The 15,098-nt window shown below is 67.6% G+C and carries 16 protein-coding genes and 2 pseudogenes; 12 read left to right on the top strand and 6 right to left on the bottom strand.

What is annotated here, in order from left to right; all coding sequences use genetic code 11:
- Window positions 1–80 precede the first annotated feature (80 nt).
- The 8 genes from H4W80_RS32055 to H4W80_RS32090 all read left to right on the top strand — a co-directional run bounded on the left by H4W80_RS32055 (window position 81) and on the right by H4W80_RS32090 (window position 7,551).
- The gene (locus H4W80_RS32055) at window positions 81–1,415 is read left to right on the top strand and encodes an ABC transporter substrate-binding protein (RefSeq protein ID WP_225963783.1); all 1,335 of its coding nucleotides are present in this window, start codon (window positions 81–83) and stop codon (window positions 1,413–1,415) included.
- A 1-nt stretch (window position 1,416) separates the two neighbouring features.
- Window positions 1,417–2,298, top strand: coding sequence for a carbohydrate ABC transporter permease (locus H4W80_RS32060; protein ID WP_192788496.1), 882 nt, complete (start codon window positions 1,417–1,419; stop codon window positions 2,296–2,298).
- Window positions 2,295–3,191, top strand: coding sequence for a carbohydrate ABC transporter permease (locus H4W80_RS32065; RefSeq protein WP_318787163.1), 897 nt, complete (start codon window positions 2,295–2,297; stop codon window positions 3,189–3,191). The genes H4W80_RS32060 and H4W80_RS32065 overlap by 4 nt, the downstream gene beginning before the upstream one ends.
- 13 nt (window positions 3,192–3,204) lie before the next feature.
- Window positions 3,205–4,443, top strand: a complete 1,239-nt coding sequence (locus H4W80_RS32070; protein WP_192788497.1) for a cellulase-like family protein — start codon at window positions 3,205–3,207, stop codon at window positions 4,441–4,443.
- A complete protein-coding gene (locus H4W80_RS32075) occupies window positions 4,440–5,192 on the top strand; it encodes an SDR family NAD(P)-dependent oxidoreductase (protein WP_192788498.1) in 753 nt (250 codons plus the stop codon). The genes H4W80_RS32070 and H4W80_RS32075 overlap by 4 nt, the downstream gene beginning before the upstream one ends.
- An 11-nt stretch (window positions 5,193–5,203) precedes the next feature.
- Window positions 5,204–6,349, top strand: a complete 1,146-nt coding sequence (gene dgoD, locus H4W80_RS32080) for a galactonate dehydratase (RefSeq protein WP_192788499.1) — start codon at window positions 5,204–5,206, stop codon at window positions 6,347–6,349.
- 97 nt (window positions 6,350–6,446) lie between these two features.
- Window positions 6,447–6,902 (top strand): recombinase family protein, encoded by a 456-nt coding sequence (locus tag H4W80_RS61305; protein ID WP_225963784.1) that lies wholly within the window; start codon window positions 6,447–6,449, stop codon window positions 6,900–6,902.
- A 337-nt stretch (window positions 6,903–7,239) separates the two neighbouring features.
- The gene (locus H4W80_RS32090; protein ID WP_378526731.1) at window positions 7,240–7,551 is read left to right on the top strand and encodes a hypothetical protein; all 312 of its coding nucleotides are present in this window, start codon (window positions 7,240–7,242) and stop codon (window positions 7,549–7,551) included.
- Between the two features lie 526 nt (window positions 7,552–8,077).
- On the opposite strand, the gene H4W80_RS32095 is transcribed toward H4W80_RS32090, so the two are convergent.
- Both H4W80_RS32095 and H4W80_RS32100 read right to left on the bottom strand, forming a co-directional pair.
- Window positions 8,078–8,539: a nuclear transport factor 2 family protein gene (locus H4W80_RS32095; protein ID WP_192788500.1), complete on the bottom strand. Its 462-nt coding sequence runs from the start codon at window positions 8,537–8,539 to the stop codon at window positions 8,078–8,080.
- Between the two features lie 115 nt (window positions 8,540–8,654).
- Window positions 8,655–9,170: a nitroreductase family deazaflavin-dependent oxidoreductase gene (locus tag H4W80_RS32100; protein WP_192788501.1), complete on the bottom strand. Its 516-nt coding sequence runs from the start codon at window positions 9,168–9,170 to the stop codon at window positions 8,655–8,657.
- A gap of 87 nt (window positions 9,171–9,257) precedes the next feature.
- Here H4W80_RS32100 and H4W80_RS32105 point away from each other — a divergent pair, with 87 nt between their 5' ends.
- Together H4W80_RS32105 and H4W80_RS32110 are read left to right on the top strand one after the other, a co-directional pair.
- Window positions 9,258–9,926, top strand: a complete 669-nt coding sequence (locus H4W80_RS32105; protein WP_192788502.1) for a TetR/AcrR family transcriptional regulator — start codon at window positions 9,258–9,260, stop codon at window positions 9,924–9,926.
- Between the two features lie 150 nt (window positions 9,927–10,076).
- The gene (locus H4W80_RS32110) at window positions 10,077–10,445 is read left to right on the top strand and encodes a serine integrase family protein (protein ID WP_225963785.1); all 369 of its coding nucleotides are present in this window, start codon (window positions 10,077–10,079) and stop codon (window positions 10,443–10,445) included.
- A 139-nt stretch (window positions 10,446–10,584) separates the two neighbouring features.
- On the opposite strand, the gene H4W80_RS32115 is transcribed toward H4W80_RS32110, so the two are convergent.
- On the bottom strand, window positions 10,585–11,100 hold the full coding sequence (locus H4W80_RS32115) for an endonuclease/exonuclease/phosphatase family protein (RefSeq protein ID WP_192788503.1): 516 nt from the start codon (window positions 11,098–11,100) through the stop codon (window positions 10,585–10,587).
- Between the two features lie 13 nt (window positions 11,101–11,113).
- Window positions 11,114–11,458, bottom strand: a pseudogene (locus H4W80_RS32120) (Tn3 family transposase); the annotation flags it as partial.
- A 208-nt stretch (window positions 11,459–11,666) separates the two neighbouring features.
- Here H4W80_RS32120 and H4W80_RS62940 point away from each other — a divergent pair.
- On the top strand, window positions 11,667–11,897 hold the full coding sequence (locus H4W80_RS62940; RefSeq protein WP_264086017.1) for a hypothetical protein: 231 nt from the start codon (window positions 11,667–11,669) through the stop codon (window positions 11,895–11,897).
- A 240-nt stretch (window positions 11,898–12,137) separates the two neighbouring features.
- Here the strand turns inward: H4W80_RS62940 and H4W80_RS64685 are convergent.
- Window positions 12,138–12,524 (bottom strand): annotated as a pseudogene (locus tag H4W80_RS64685) (helix-turn-helix domain-containing protein); the annotation flags it as partial.
- Between the two features lie 263 nt (window positions 12,525–12,787).
- Here H4W80_RS64685 and H4W80_RS32130 point away from each other — a divergent pair.
- Window positions 12,788–13,906: a group II intron reverse transcriptase/maturase gene (locus H4W80_RS32130; protein WP_225965490.1), complete on the top strand. Its 1,119-nt coding sequence runs from the start codon at window positions 12,788–12,790 to the stop codon at window positions 13,904–13,906.
- Here the strand turns inward: H4W80_RS32130 and H4W80_RS32135 are convergent.
- Entirely contained in the window at window positions 13,895–14,458 is a 564-nt protein-coding gene (locus H4W80_RS32135; RefSeq protein ID WP_192788504.1) for a transposase, read from the bottom strand. The genes H4W80_RS32130 and H4W80_RS32135 overlap by 12 nt on opposite strands.
- Between the last annotated feature and the right edge of the window lie 640 nt (window positions 14,459–15,098).

Raw genomic sequence — 15,098 nt, forward strand, 5'->3', positions numbered from 1 at the left:
ACTTTGGCGAGGTGGGACGGCATTCTGCTCGTCAAGTCCCGTATCCGGGCATCTCACAACCCCCAACGAAGGAGTCGACGATGAGCGACGTGACGCGGCGGACCTTCCTGCGTCGGACCGGTCTGATCGGCGGTGGTCTGCTCGCCGCGCCGGTGCTCGGCGCCTGCGGCGGCGGGACCGGCGGCGGCCCGGCGGTCACGTCGGGCGCCGTAACGATCAACCTCTGGACGCACGACCCGAACATTACGAAGACCTTCATCCAGTCGGCCAAGCAGCTCAGCGATGCGCCGGGCGGCGCCTTCGACTACACGCTGAAGACCACCCAGGCCGACAGCGAGGCGCTGGTCACCAAGATGGTCTCCCAGGGCGCGGCCGGCACCGGCACCCCCGACATGATCGGCATCGTCATCAGCGTCTTCCCCCGGGTCATGGCCGGCGGTATCGGCAAGCAGCTCCTGCTCGACCTGGACAGCGTCGTCGCCCCGGTCAAGGACGACCTGCTACGCACCTCCCCGTACAGCATCGACGGCAAGCTGTACGGGCTGGAGACCGACACCTGTCTCAGCGTCCTGTACTACCGCGAGGACGAGTTCAAGAAGAACGACATCCCGGAAGACGTCGGCACCTGGGAGGAGCTGGCGGAGATCGGCGCCCGGCTGCACAAGAAGACCGGACAGTCGCTCGGCATAGTCGCCACGGGCGACAACACCTCCATCACGAACATGTTCCTGCAGTTGCTGCTGCAGCGCGGCGGCGGCTACTTCGACCAGAGCGGCAACCTCACCCTGGACTCCCCCGAGGCCGTCGAGGTGCTCGACTTCATGGCCAAGGGCGTGGCCAGCGGCTTCCTGCTGGCCCTGCCCGACCCCTACGGCGCGCCGAACACCGCCGCGCTCAAGAACGGCAAGCTCATCGCCGCCGTCATGCCGAGCTGGTACAACGTCTACGGCCTGCAGACCAACGTGCCCGAGCAGAAGGGCAAGTGGCGGATGCGCAACCTGCCCAAGTTCGCAGGCGGCGGACACATCGCCTCCGCGCTCGGCGGCACCGGCTTCGCCGTGCTCAAGGACAAGCCCAACACCGCGGCCGCCACCGAGCTCCTCAAGCGGACCTACCTGACCAAGGAAGGGCAGTTCCTGCGCTTCCAGCACGGCGGCTACCTGCCCACCCTCAAGTCGCTGTACCAGGACAAGGACTTCCTCGGCTACGAGGACGAATACCTGGGCGGGCAGCGCCTGTTCGACATCTACACCCCCGCCTCTCAGGACAGCCCGGTCTTCTACCAGAATCCCAATCTGAACGTGCTCATCGAAGCGCTGGGCGGCCCCATGCTGGAGACGCTGCAGGGCAAGAAGAAGCCCGCCGAGGCGATCAAGGAGGCGGTGGCCGCCTACAACAGCAAGAAGGGCAACTGACGTGCTGTCCGTCGCGCGGCGGCGGGCGCTGGCGCCCTACGCGTTCATCTCGCCGTTCTACCTGCTGTACGCGCTGTTCCTGATCGTCCCGATCGGCATCGGCGGCTACCTGAGCCTGACCGAGTGGGCCGGGCTCGGCACCCCGCTGTGGGTCGGCCTGGACAACTACACCCGGCTGTTCGGCGACGCGAGCTTCCTGACCGCAATCGTCAACACGCTCCTGTACGTGCTGTTCTCGGTGTGCGTCGTGGTGCCGGCCGCGCTGCTGATCGCCCAGGCGCTCAACGCGCGCGGCCTGCGCGGCCGCGACTTCTTCCGGTTGACGTTCTTCATCCCCGTCGTGCTGTCGCCGATCATCATCGCGCTGCTCTTCACGCTCTTCTACGACCGCGAATACGGCCTCTTCAACGCCGCCCTCCGAGGGTTCTTCGGCTGGGGCGGCATCGACTGGCTGGGCGAGCCCTCCTGGGCGAAGCTCAGCGTGATGCTGCTGGTCCTGTGGCGCTGGACCGGCTACCTGACGATCTTCTTCCTGGCCGGCCTGAAGAACATCCCGCGTGAGCTGTACGAGGCCGCCGCCATCGACGGCGCCGGCCGCGTGCACACCTTCTTCAACGTCACCCTGCCCATGCTCAAGCCCGTCACCGCGTTCGTCGCCGTCACCGTCATGGTCGGCACCGCGCAGATCCTGGAGGAGCCCATGCTGCTGACCAAGGGCGGGCCCGGCGAGGCGACCCTGTCGGTGGCCATGTTCATCTACCGGGAGGCCTTCACCCGCCAGCAGCTCGGCTACGCCGCCGCGGCCGGCGTCGTGATGTTCGTCATCGTCTTCCTCATCGGCCGAACCGCCAACGCGGTGCTCGGAGTGGGGAGGGAGAAGTGAGCGCCCTGCAGACCAGGCGCGCCCCGGCCGGGCCGGGCGCCCACCGGACCGCCGCGCCCGGCTCCAAGAGCCCGGCCACCCGCCGGCCCCGGCTGGTCTACGTGCTGCTGATCGCGCTCGTGGTGATGTTCGTGCTGCCGCTGCTGTGGGCGCTCAGCTCGTCGTTCAAGCACCGCGGCGACATCTTCACCTACCCGCCGCAGCCGCTGCCGTCGCCGTTCACGCTGGAGAACTACACCCGCCTGCTGGACACCCAGCCGTTCTGGGGCTGGTTCGCGACCAGCACCATCGTGGCCGTGGTGTCCACCACGGTGTCGGTGTTCGTGTGCGCGCTGGCCGGCTTCGCCTTCGCCAAATACCGCTTCCGCGGCAAGCGGCTGCTGTTCGACGTGATGTTCAGCTCCATGGCCGTGCCGTTCGCGGTGATCGTCGTGCCGCTGTTCGTCATGCTCGTCAAGGCCGGCGTCACCAACGTCTACTTCAGCCTGATCGTGCCGTGGGTGGCCCCCGCGTTCGGCATCTTCATGATGCGCCAGTACGCCGAGCAGGCCGTCCCTGACTCGGTGCTGGAGGCGGCCCGCATCGACGGCGCCTCGGAGTTCGGGCTGTTCACCCGCGTGGTGCTGCCGCTGCTGCGTCCCGCGTTGGGCGCGCTGGCCGTGTGGAGCTTCCTCAACAGCTACAACAGCTTCTTCTGGCCGCTCATCGTGGTCTCCGACCCCGCCCAGTACACGCTGCCGCTGGGCATCCAGTCGCTGTACGCCGCCGAGGGCCGTCAGGTCGACCTGGTGCTGGCCGGCAGCGTACTCGCCGCCGTCCCCAGCCTGATCATGTTCATCCTGCTGCGCAAACAACTGCTCGACGGCCTGACCGCGGGCGCCGTCAAATCCTGAGGGAGCCGACCTCTTGTCCAAGCTGACCATCACGCTCTGGGACTTCACCTGGTACACCAGGACCGGTCCCGGGGAGCCGTTCGAGGATCTCGACCGTGCCTTCACCGAGGCGGTGGCGCGCGGGTACAACACCGTGCGGATCTGCGCCATGCCGTACCTGCTGTTCGGGTCCGGGCTGGACACCTCCGCGCTGACCTTCGCCCCCTTCGGTCGTGGCTACGGCCTGGGCACGCGCTGGTACGACGTCCGCGAGAGCGCGACGCTGGACGGCCGCGCGCACCTGCTGGCGCTGTTCCAGGCCGCCCGGCGGCACGGCTGCCAGGTGATCGTGTCCTCCTGGGAGTACCAGCAGAGCTCCAGCTTCCTGACCGACCCGGCCTGGTACGAGGCGTTGCGCGCGGTGCCGGCCGAGCGGCGCGCGAACGCGCTGGCCGGGGCACTCGCCGACCTGGTGGATTTCGTGACCGGGCACGGCCTGGCCGAGCAGATCGCGTTCGTCGAACTGCACAACGAGATCCAGTCCACCTGGCTCACCGAAGCGCTCGCGCCCGGCGAGTCCCGGATGCTCGGCCTGAAGCCGTACCTGGAGAAGGCCGTCGACGCGTTCAAGGAACGGCACCCGGACACGCTCATGACCGTGAACTATGCCCGGGTGCCGCACGCCGAGATGCGCGGCATCCCCGCCAACATCGACGTCGCCGTCTTCCACCCCTACGTCTACGGGGTACTGGACGAGCTCATCGACACCTTCGCGCTACGCGACACCACCGTGCCGTTCCCGCAGGAGCGCGCCCGGCGGGAACTGCTGCGCCCCGACGCCCCCGACCTCGCGGACTGGTATCCCGAGCAGCAGTGGCGCAGCGCGGCCACGGTGGTGCCGGCCCGCGAGGTGTACCTCCACGACTGGTGCGATCCGGCCCGGTTCGACCGCTGGCTGTACGACCGGCACGCCGGCTACCGCTACGGCATGGCCGAGAGGCTGCGCATCTGGATCGAGGTGGCCGCCGACTGGTCCGCCGCCCGCGATCTGCCCCTGGTGTTCGGCGAGGGCTGGGTCGGCTACACCCCGCTGCACGGCACCTTCGAAGAAGGGCCCGTAGGAGCCGGGATCTGCCTGGACGCTGTGGAGCACGCCCAACGAGTGGGCGCGTGGGGCACCGTGGTCTGCTCGAACGCGGCCCCGCACCATCCGATGTGGGCCGACGTGGATTTGCAGGTCACCGCCAACGCGCTGTTCGAGGGGCAGCGATGAACGGCCGCTTCGAAGCCAGGACGGCTCTGGTCACCGGCGCCGCCTCGGGCATCGGCGCGGCCACCGCCCGCCGCCTGGCCGCCGAGGGGGCGCGCGTGCTGCTGGCCGACATCGCCGACGAACAGGGCCGCGACGTCGCCGCCTCGATCGGTGAACGGGCCGCCTTCGTGCACCTGGACGTCTCCTCCGCCCGCGACTGGGCCGCCGTCGCGGAGCAGGTGCGCGATCGCTTCGGCCGTCTGGACGTGCTGCACGCCAACGGCCCGGGCCGGGTCGTGCCCGCCCGGCCGGTGCACGAGATGCCCGAGTCCGACTGGGACCTGCAGATCGACGTCTCGCTCAAGGCCGCCTACCTGGCGGCGCGCACGTTCTGCTCGCTGCTGGCCGCGACCTCCGGGGCGCTGGTCATCACCTCATCCGTGCACGCCCAGACCGGCATCCCGGGCTGCGCCCCGTACGCCGCGGCCAAGGGCGGGCTGCAGTCGCTGACCCGGCAACTGGCCGTCGAATACGCCCCTCAGGTACGCGTCAACGCCGTCGTCCCCGGCCCGATCATGAGCCCCGCCTGGGACGGCATCGACGAGCAGGGCCGCGCCGCCACCATCGCCGAAACCCCGGCAGGTCGCTTCGGCACCCCCGACGAGGTGGCAGCCGCCGTCGCCTTCCTCGCCGCGCCGGAGGCCTCCTTCATCACCGGCGCCTGCCTCAACGTCGACGGCGGCTGGAGCATCTCCACCACTTCCTCCTAGAACGGAACCCCATGAAGATCGTCTCCATGGACACCTTCCTCGTCCCACCGCGCTGGCTGTTCCTGCGCATCCGCACCGACGAGGGCATCACCGGCTGGGGCGAACCGGTCGTCGAAGGCCGGGCCGAGACCGTCCAGGCCGCCGTCGCCGAGCTGGCCGACTACCTGATTGGCGAGGACCCGCTCCGGATCGAGGACCACTGGCAGGTCCTGACCAAGGGTGGCTTCTACCGGGGCGGCCCGGTGCTGTCCAGCGCGGTCGCCGGCATCGACCAGGCCCTGTGGGACATCGCCGGCAAGGCCGCCGGGCTGCCTGTGCACCAACTGCTCGGCGGCCCGGTGCGGGAGAAGGTCCGCATGTACGCCTGGATCGGCGGCGACCGGCCCGCCGAGGTGGCCGATCTGGCGGCGGCGCAGGTCGAGGCCGGGTTCACCGCCGTCAAGATGAACGGCTCGGCCGAGCTGACCGCCATCGACACCCCGGCCCGCACCATGGAGGTCATCCAGCGCGTCGCCGCCGTGCGCGAGGCCATCGGCGAGCACCACGACCTGGTGGTGGACCTGCACGGCCGGGCCTCCACCGCCATGGCCCGGCGGCTGCTGCCACTGCTGGAGCCGTACCTGCCGCTGTTCGTGGAGGAGGCGGTGCTGCCCGAGCACTCGCGCAACCTGGCCGCGCTCGCCGCGAGTACCAGCATCCCGCTCGCGACCGGTGAGCGGTTGTTCTCGCGGTGGGATTTTCGCGATGTCATCGGGCATGGCATCGCGGTAGCCCAGCCGGACGTGAGCCATGCCGGCGGAATTTCGGAGGTCCGCCGGATCGCCGCGCTGGCCGAGACCTATGACGTGACCATGGCCCCGCACTGCCCGCTCGGCCCGATCTCGCTGGCCGCCAGCCTGCAACTGGCCTTCGCCATCCCCAACTTCCTCATCCAGGAACAGAGCGTCGGCATCCACTACAACGAGGGCAACGACGTCCTGGACTATCTCGTCGATCCCGCCCCGCTGACCTTCCCCGGCGGGCACGCCACCCGCGCCACCCGCCCCGGGCTCGGCATCGAGATCAACGAGGCCGCGGTGGAGCGGATGGCGCGGCAGGGCCACCGCTGGCGCAGCCCGCTGTGGCGGCACGCCGACGGCTCTTTCGCCGAGTGGTGACGGTTACCAGATCCGGAAGGCCGTCAGGGTGGTGAGAGCCCGAGGGGGCTGCCGTAGTCGAAGAGCCGTTCAATACCACACCGCCCGCTTCCGGCTCGTGCCCGCGCTCGCCAAGGCTCTCACCGTGGCCACCCCACCGGTCCGCAAGCCGGGTACGGCCTGGATCGAACTGCCTCGCCCGGCCACGGCCGGCACTGAGCCGGCCGGGCACGTGCGGATCGGCTACGCCCGCGCCTCCACCGTCCGCCAGTCCCTCGACGCGCAGCTCGACTCCATCAAGGCCGCCGGCGTTCTCATACGAGGCGGCGGTGTCGAACTTGCGGTACCCGGCGGCCAGGGCGTCGGTGACGGCCTGCTCGGTCTGTCTGCCGGGATGAATCTGGAAGACCCCGAAGCCCTGGTGGAAGTGGATCACGATGTCGCACGAACGCCCCAGCGAGGCGTGGAAAGCCTGGTCGGGCGACCAGAAGCCGCCGCCGATCACCGGGTGGGGCGAGCCTGTGCCAGCCACTGCTTCGCGGGGCGCGGTGCCGTACGAGAGTCCAGGACGTAGTCACATCGTGATCCGCAAACAGCGCAGCTCATCATGGGCAAGACCCGACACAAGAACCCCCGCACCGCCATGCGCCACGTTAAACCGGCGCCGAGGCCATCGCCAAGGTCACCGAGGTCCTCACCCCGTCGCCGTGCCCACTGATCAATTGAGTGGTGGCCGGCCGGAGCCGCAGGAATTTCCGGCACTCGAGCTCGCTGTCTGCCACCTCACCTACTGGGCGACTGGTCCGTCCAGGTGGGATGCGGCTGCTGGGACGGGAAGACAACCGCCAGCCCCACGGGCCTGAAGACGGCCCGCCTACGACGGCTGCTGGCGGCCATTCCAGCTCGCCTTCATGCTGCTCTGCCTCGATGGCATCGTCGACCCGGAACACGACGATCGAGGCATCGCCGACCTGCTCTGGTTCCCCACCGGTGGTGGAAAGACCGAGGCCTATCTCGGACTCATCGCCTTTACCGTTTTCCTCCGCCGCCTCCGTAACGGCGTGTTGGGAGGAGGTGTCACCGCGTTGATGCGCTACACACTCCGCCTGCTCACCCTGCAGCAGTTCGAGCGCGCCGCCGCGCTCATCTGCGCGATGGAGATCATCCGAAGGAACGACCGGACGAGTACGGAGCAGAGACCATCTCCATCGGCATGTGGGTAGGATCCGCCGCAACCCCCAACAAGCTGAAGGACGCGGCGCGGGCGACTGCCGCAGTAAATGCGGCATTTACTGCGGCAGTGTCGGTGGCGGAAAGATCTACCGGATGATCGTCAATTCTTCCTGACGGCGGCGAGGGCGCTCCGCAACGATGTGCGGACGAGCGACAGCGACACCATGCCCGGACCAGGCGAGCCGGACCGCCGGAGGGTTCTCCTGGCTCACGCGCGCCCGCCGGTTGTTGACGGCCCAGCTGTCCGGGAGGGGACCCGATTCGGTGGCTTGCGTGTGGGGGCGAAGAGGTGCGGGCGTGGCCTGGGGCCATGGGCGCCTGTCGCCCTCGCACAATGGAAATATGTAAATGAGGATGCGGCGCGCTGATCAGCGCCGGCTGGATCATCCGGTGCCGGCCCGCACGACTTGCTGCTGACACAGTTCGCCGCGTCGAGGACGGTGACAGTGACGGTGTTGGGCCGGCACAGGAGCCTGGCGGACACAGCGTTGCGCCCTACTGGCCGACCAGGCTCCGCTAGGAGACGGATGTGGTGAGCACCGAGGAGTCACCATTGCTCCACATTCCCCGGATCTTACGCCGGGTTATTTTCCAGTCCGCGTCCGTGCGGCGGAGAGTGTCGTGATAGGTGCCGCCAAGGATGTACTGTCCGCTGCCGGTCGCTTCCGCGCGCACGTGCTGGGCGATGAAGGTGGCATGGGTGGTGGCCATGTCTCCGTTGACGGTGATGCGGAGATTGCCCACGAGATGCTGGGTCGCGTCAAGCGGTTCTAGGAACGCTTTGGTTCCCGCGATGATCGCCTCACGGCCGGCGACATTGGCGTTGACGTAGTCGCCTTCGGCTTCCGGGGCATAGCAGGTCGCGAACAGATCCCAGTCGCGGGCGTCCATGGCGTGCGCGACGGTGTAGATCACCTCGGTGATGGCGGACTTGTCCAACAGTTCTCGAACGGAACCGGATTCTGCGGAAAATGTCATGCTGGTTTGCTCCTTGGAAACGAGCGCGCGTCGGCGCTCTGTTACGGCGGCTTGAGGCCGACCACCAGGTTCTTGGTGAGTTGGATCGTGCTGAGTCAGGGGAATGGCGTGAGCCCTATCCGTCTACGCGCTCGAGCACGACAACGGGGATCTGCCTGCCCGCAGCTGCCTCGAACTCGGCGAACTTCGGGACGAGCGCCACCTCTTTCGCCCACAGTTGCTCACGCTCTTCTCCCTGCGCGAGCCGGGCCATGGCCGGCACGGTCCGCGTGCCCACCTCGACGGTCACCCGCGGGTGCGCCATGAGATTGCGGACCCACGCCGGATCACGCGGACTGCCGCCGTGGGTTCCGAAGACGGCCCAGCCGTTGTCGACCGGCTGGAAGAACAACGGGTTGATCCGCTTGCGCCCGCTCCTGGCCCCGATGTTGTGCACCAGGATGAGCCGCATGCCTCGTTCGTCGAAGCCGGGCATCCGGGGCGGGACAGGGCGGCCGGCGGCGAACTCCGCCTCGCTGCTCCAGGACACGTACCCGGCGTTCGCCCGGAACTCGGCGATGATCCGCTCGTTCCAGGTGCTGCCGTCCGGCTCGGTGACATCGTTCTCGCTGGTCGTGGACGGATCGGACATGGCTTCCCTCTCACTATCCGGAGCATATGCTCCTGTAAGGTAGCACATTGGGAGCACGTGCTCCGGATAAGCGGGTAGGCTTGGCCTATGGCAGTGGCTGAACCGGAAGAACCGAAGAGATCGGAAGGCACCACGAGGCGCCGCGCGGTGCGCGCGGACGCGATCCGCAATCGGGAAGCGATCATCGAGGCCGCCTCGGAAGTCCTGGCCGCACAAGGCACCGCGGTGGACGTGCGCGAGATCGCTGGCCGCAGCGGAGTGGGCATGGGCACCCTCTACCGGCACTTTCCCAAGAAGGAAGACCTCATCCGGACGGTCCTGCGCAGGGACTTCTCCAAATGGGCGGACTCCGCACGCCAGGCGGCCATCGAGGCCCGAGACCCCTGGGCGGCCTTGACCGATTTCTACCAGCAAGCCCTCACCGGTTACGCACGGCACAGCGCGATCATGGAGAACTTCGCACTGACCTGGTCGGCCCCCGATGTGGCGGGCATCCAGCAGCTTCGCCTGGTCATCGAGGAACTGCGCGCCCGCGCCACGGACGTGCTGCGCCCCGGCGTGACCACCGACGACCTTCTGCTCCTGCTGGTCTCCCTGGGACACGCCGTCCAGGTCACCGACGAGTGCCGCCCGCACATGTGGAACAGGCTGCTGCACATCTGTCTCTCCGGGCTGCGTGCCGACCACCGCGAGCTACTGCCCGCCGAGGCGGCACCGGACACCAACTCCTGGACGAGACTACTCCCAGGATCGTGATCAACACCCGCAATCTGGGCTTCTGCGACTGTCACGACATCGGGGTTTGATCAGCGGGCAACTCCGGGCAGAAATGCCTGCTCGTCTGCGGCGATGTCATCTGGCAGACCCTGCTGGCCGGGCTGCCGCTTTAGGTGAGACGAGCACATCGTGCAGCCCTGGCCACTGCGATACCGCGACGTCGCCCCCGGCCAGCGCGAGCTGCAGGGCTCCCACGCCCCCTCGGGTGTGGCGTTCACCGTGCTCGCCGCCCTGTCCGGGATGGAACGCGAGTACATCCGCGACCGCACCCTGGAAGGCCACGAATCCGCCCGCGCCCGCGGCAAGGCCATCGGCGGCGCCGCCGTCACCGACGAGAACATGCCTTCCATGGCCCTGCACCTGCGCGACCAGGACCTCAGCCTGCGCGACATCGCCGCCCGGCTCGTCATCACCAGCGGCAAGAAGAAGGGCCGCCGCCCCTCGGCCGCGACCGTCCTGCGCATGCTGCGCGACCACGACCAGCAGACCGCGACCTGACGGGACAGGCCCCTCACGGCTCGGGGAACGACTGAACGCGGGGAAAGCTATTGCAGGCGGATCGCCTCGGCCGCGCGGCGGCAGACCGGGTACACCGAGTTCCCGCCCGCGTCCAGCCCCTCCACCAGCCGGTCATCGATCACCACGATGTCCCACTCGCCCGGTGCGGCCATCCCACCACCAGCCCCGTCAGCCACGGCCACGACGTCTCATCGGTGTCGCCGGCCGTCAGCGGGTGGCGGACCCGCACCAGCGACGCGTCCGGGAACGGGTTCGCCTGCCGGGCCAGCGCTCCCGCCAAGGTCTCCACGCCCAGCTCCAGGTCCGGCTTGGCCAGCGTCTTGTTGACCGTGCCCGCAGCCAGTTCATCGGCCAGCGCCAGGATGACCGTGTTGCTCGCCGCGAACGCCTCCACCGCGGCCGCGTACTGTCGACCTTCGCGGCCTCGGCCGCGGTCAGGTCCTGGGCCTGCCAGCGCTCGCCGGTGCTCGGCGGCGGCCTGCCCGGCCACGTCCGGGTCGGCCAGCTCATCCACCTCCTGCAGCAGCAGGATCGTCGGCTGGATCTGGCGGACGACCTCGGCCAGCCGCGGCCAGCGTCCCTGCGCCCGCGCCGCGTACTGCGCGTTCTGACTCATCACCGTGATCGTCGCCATGGGGTGAGGCTCCTCAGTGGCCCGCAGCCGGCAGGCCGGTCAGCTCCAGGCGGCGGTCGGTCCTCAGCTGGATCTCGCCGTACGGGCTCATGTTCGAGTGGAAGATCGGAGTCAGGCCGCGCCGGTCGGCGTCGGTGAGCACGTCCCGCCACTCCGGCAGGGCGAGGGTGTCTTGGATCATGAGCGTGTTAATCAGGCCGAGGCAGCTTTGGAGGATATGGAGGCACAGCATGCCCAGTTCCTGCTCTTCCCGCCGGTTGGAGGCGAGCTCCCCGCGTTTGCCGAACCGGATGTAGTCGTTGACGCCGTTGTAGTTCTCCACCACGTTCAGCCCGGATTCGGTCTCCCGCTGCAGGTCTGCGCCTGCCGACAATTCCATCCACGCAGCTCAAGCGGCATGTGAGTACTCGTGGAGGACACCGCCAAGCCGGGCTCGTCGGCGTATCTTCAAATTGGTGACTCGCTCTGGCTCCGTGATCGGCTCCGGGGCCGGACGCAGCGGGGCGGCTGGCCAGAGCTTGATGGGCTCGGTGCCCGTTATAGAACAGTTCATACTTGCGTAGGGCGTGCCGAAGGTGGCGTTCGTTCCAGACGAGGCAGCGGTCGAGAAGCTCGTGGCGGCAGGACTGCACCCACCGCTCCATGATGGAGTTCATCCGCGGCATCCGAATGCCGGTGAGCACCGTGGTGATGCCGGCCTCGGCGAGGACCTCGTCCATGAGGATCGGGAACTTGCCATCCCGATCTCGGAGCAGAAAGCGCGCTCGGCAGCCTGCATCTTCCAGGTCCATCACTAGATTCCTGATCACCTGGGTGGGCCAGTTCGCACTGGGGTGAGCGGTGGTGCCGAGCACGCGGACGCGTCTGGTGGCGTGCTCGATGACCGCCAGGACGTACTGGCGTTGCCCACTGAGGGTGACGGTCTCGATGAAGTCGCAGGCCAATAGGGCGTCGGCTTGCGAGCGCAGAAAGTCGGCCCACGTGGTGGAAGCCCGCTCGGGTGCCGGGTCGAGGCCTGCCTGTTTGAGGATCTCCCAGACGGTGGACGGCGCGACCTTGATACCAAGCGTGGTGAGCTCTCCGTGGACCCGCCGATAGCCCCAGCTCGGGTTCTCCCGGACCAGGCGCAGAATGAGGGCGCGGATGGAGGGGACCGTGGGTGGGCGCCCGGGCCGCTTCGGCCGGCAGATACGGGCGTGACGCCGTCTCATCAGATCGCGGTGCCAACGCAGGACAGTGTCCGGCCGGACGAGAAGCCTCAACTGGCGCAGAACCTCGCGGGGCAGCGACGTCAGGAGAGCGGCAAGGAAGGCCCGGTCCTCGGGCGCGAATCGCACTCTGGTGTCGGCGCCGAGTTGGCGTTCAAGGACGGCGATCTGGTGACGCAGGACGAGAATCTCCACATCCTTGTCCCGATCGCTCATGGGGAGCAACCGCGGCGCGGCGAACGCGTTCGTAACGGTGAGGTAGGCCAGGCGAAGGAGCACAGCGGATCATCCTGCCGTACGCGCTTCCGTCTTCGGGCGGCCGGAGCTCGCGTACACCACGCGAAGCCCTCACAGAGTCATGACCTGGGCGGATGTAGTTATCGGCAGGCGCAAAGTTCGTCGAAACAGCTCTTATACCAGAACACACCCGGGGTAAACGCAGAGCACACAACCGTGCCTACACACAGGTCGTGCGCGAGATGGCACGGGCCCGCCGCCGCGGTGACCGCGCCGCCCTGCGCCAGCTGCGCAAGCAGCAGCGTTGTCTGCCCAGCGGGGATCCTGACGATCCCGGCTACCGGCGGCTGCGCTACTGCCGATACGCAGACGACCAGATCCTCGGGTTCACCGGTCCCAAAGCCGAGGCCGAGCAGATCAAAGCCCGTCTCACCCAGTTCCTGCGCGATGAACTCCGACTGGAACTGTCCGCGGACAAAACCCTGATCACGCACGCCCGAACAGGCGCAGCGCGCTTCCTCGGCTACGACATCACCGTCCAGCACGCCGATCGCAAAGCCACCCGTGGTAAGCGGTCGATCAACGGCGGTATCGCGTTGCAGGTGCCCACGGCGGTGATCAAGGCCAAGACCAGCCCCTACCTCAAAGGCGGTAAACCCGCGCACCGGTCCCAACTGGTGAACGAGAGTGACCACACCATCGTCAACACCTTCGGAGCCGAATACCGGGGTCTGGTCAACTATTACCTGCTGGCCGGCGATGTTTACAAGCTGAGCCGGGTGCGGTGGGTCATGGAAACCGCACTGCTGAAAACGCTGGCCTGCAAGCACGCCTCGACGGTGTCGAAGATGGCGGCCCGCTACAAGGCCAAGATCGATACACCCGACGGGACCCGTACCTGCTTTGAGGCCCGCGTCGAACGCGACGGCAGGAAACCTCTGGTCGCACGGTTCGGTGGACAGCCACCGAAAAAGAAGAGAAACGCGGTACTGGTGGACCGCAAACCGGTCCCGGGCATCGTCCGGCACAAGGAACTCATCAACCGGCTCCTGACCGGACGATGCGAATCCTGCGATCACCAAGGCGAGGTGCAAGTACACCAGGTCCGGAAGATCGCAGACCTCACCAAACCGGGAAGGCCACAGCCCCCATGGATGGAAACCATGGCAAAACGGCGACGAAAACCCTCATCGTATGCGCCACCTGCCACGACACCATCCATGGACGACACCCCACCGCGACAACCACGCAGCAATCACTGGAGAGCCCGTTGCTCGGAAACGGGCACGGCGGGTTCGGGAGGGGGCCGTCCGGAAAAGGACCAGCACGCTGGCACCTCGCCGGACGGCCTACCTCGCTGAGCTGCGTACCCGGTCAGCACCAACCGCAGGTGCCGTTCGTTGTAGATCAGCATGCGGCGTCCGCGGCGGCGTCTTCACCACCGTCACGCCCACGCCGGCGAAGACCGCGTCGAAGACATCAGTGAACTTGGTGTCTCGGTCACGGATGAGGAAGCGAAACGAGCCGGGCCGCTCGCCGAGGTCCATGAGCAGGTTTCGGGCCTGTTGGGCTGTCCAGGCTCCGGTGGGGTTGGCGGTCGCGCCGAGGATATGCACGCGCCGGGTGGCGACTTCCATGACAATCAGCACGTACAAGCGCTTCAAGGAGATGGTGTCGATGTGGAAGAAGTCGACGGCCAGCAGTCCTTTCGCCTGGGTGCGTAGGAAGGTCTTCCACGGGGTGTCGGCGTCTCGTGGAGCCGGGCCGACCCACCGGCTCAGCAGGATCCGGCGTACGGTCGCGTCGCTGACCTGGTAGCCGAGTCGGAGCAGTTCACCGTGCACCCGGCGATATCCCCAGGACGGGTTCTCCCGCGCCAGGCACATCGCCAACTCCCGGATCTCCTTGCTCATCCGGGGCCGGCCGGACTGGTGCGGATACGTCCATCGGCGTCGGACCATGCGGCGGTGCCAGGCCAGCAGGGTGCCCGGCGTCACCAGCCGGTGAGCCCTCAACCCGGGTGGTAAGAAGCCGGGATAGCGCGGCCAAGATCGCTCGATCCTCCCAGTCCGGCTTCGGCCGGGCGACTTGCCTCCGCAATATCGCCACTTCATGCCGCAGCACCACGATCTCGACGTCCTTCGTCGCCTCGCCTTGGCCCAGCAGCACCAGCCAGCCGAACAACCGAATCATGATCATATACAGGAGACGGACAGACACAAGAACCGATCTTGCCCGTACCGCCGCATCAGATCGACCTGCAGGTCAAGCGCTCTGCGATGACTTTTGAAGCGGTACAGGATAGTTGTTCGGCACAGCAGACTCCTTCCAGGAACCAGGGTTCCCCAGAGATCAGGTGTCCACCAAACCGGGCCAACTCCAATACAGCAGACGCACCGGCACAGAACGCGATCTTGCCCGCGTGGCCTCTGGAGGTCAAAGCCGCAGATCAGGTACCACCGGACGAGTTATGAAGTGGTACAGGGAACCAGAACGGCAGATCGACGAGACGATCTGCGGTTCGACACGGTGCACAAAGACCTCCAAGTCACT

Origin of the sequence: Nonomuraea angiospora (assembly GCF_014873145.1) — a bacterium.
GTDB lineage: Bacteria > Actinomycetota > Actinomycetes > Streptosporangiales > Streptosporangiaceae > Nonomuraea > Nonomuraea angiospora.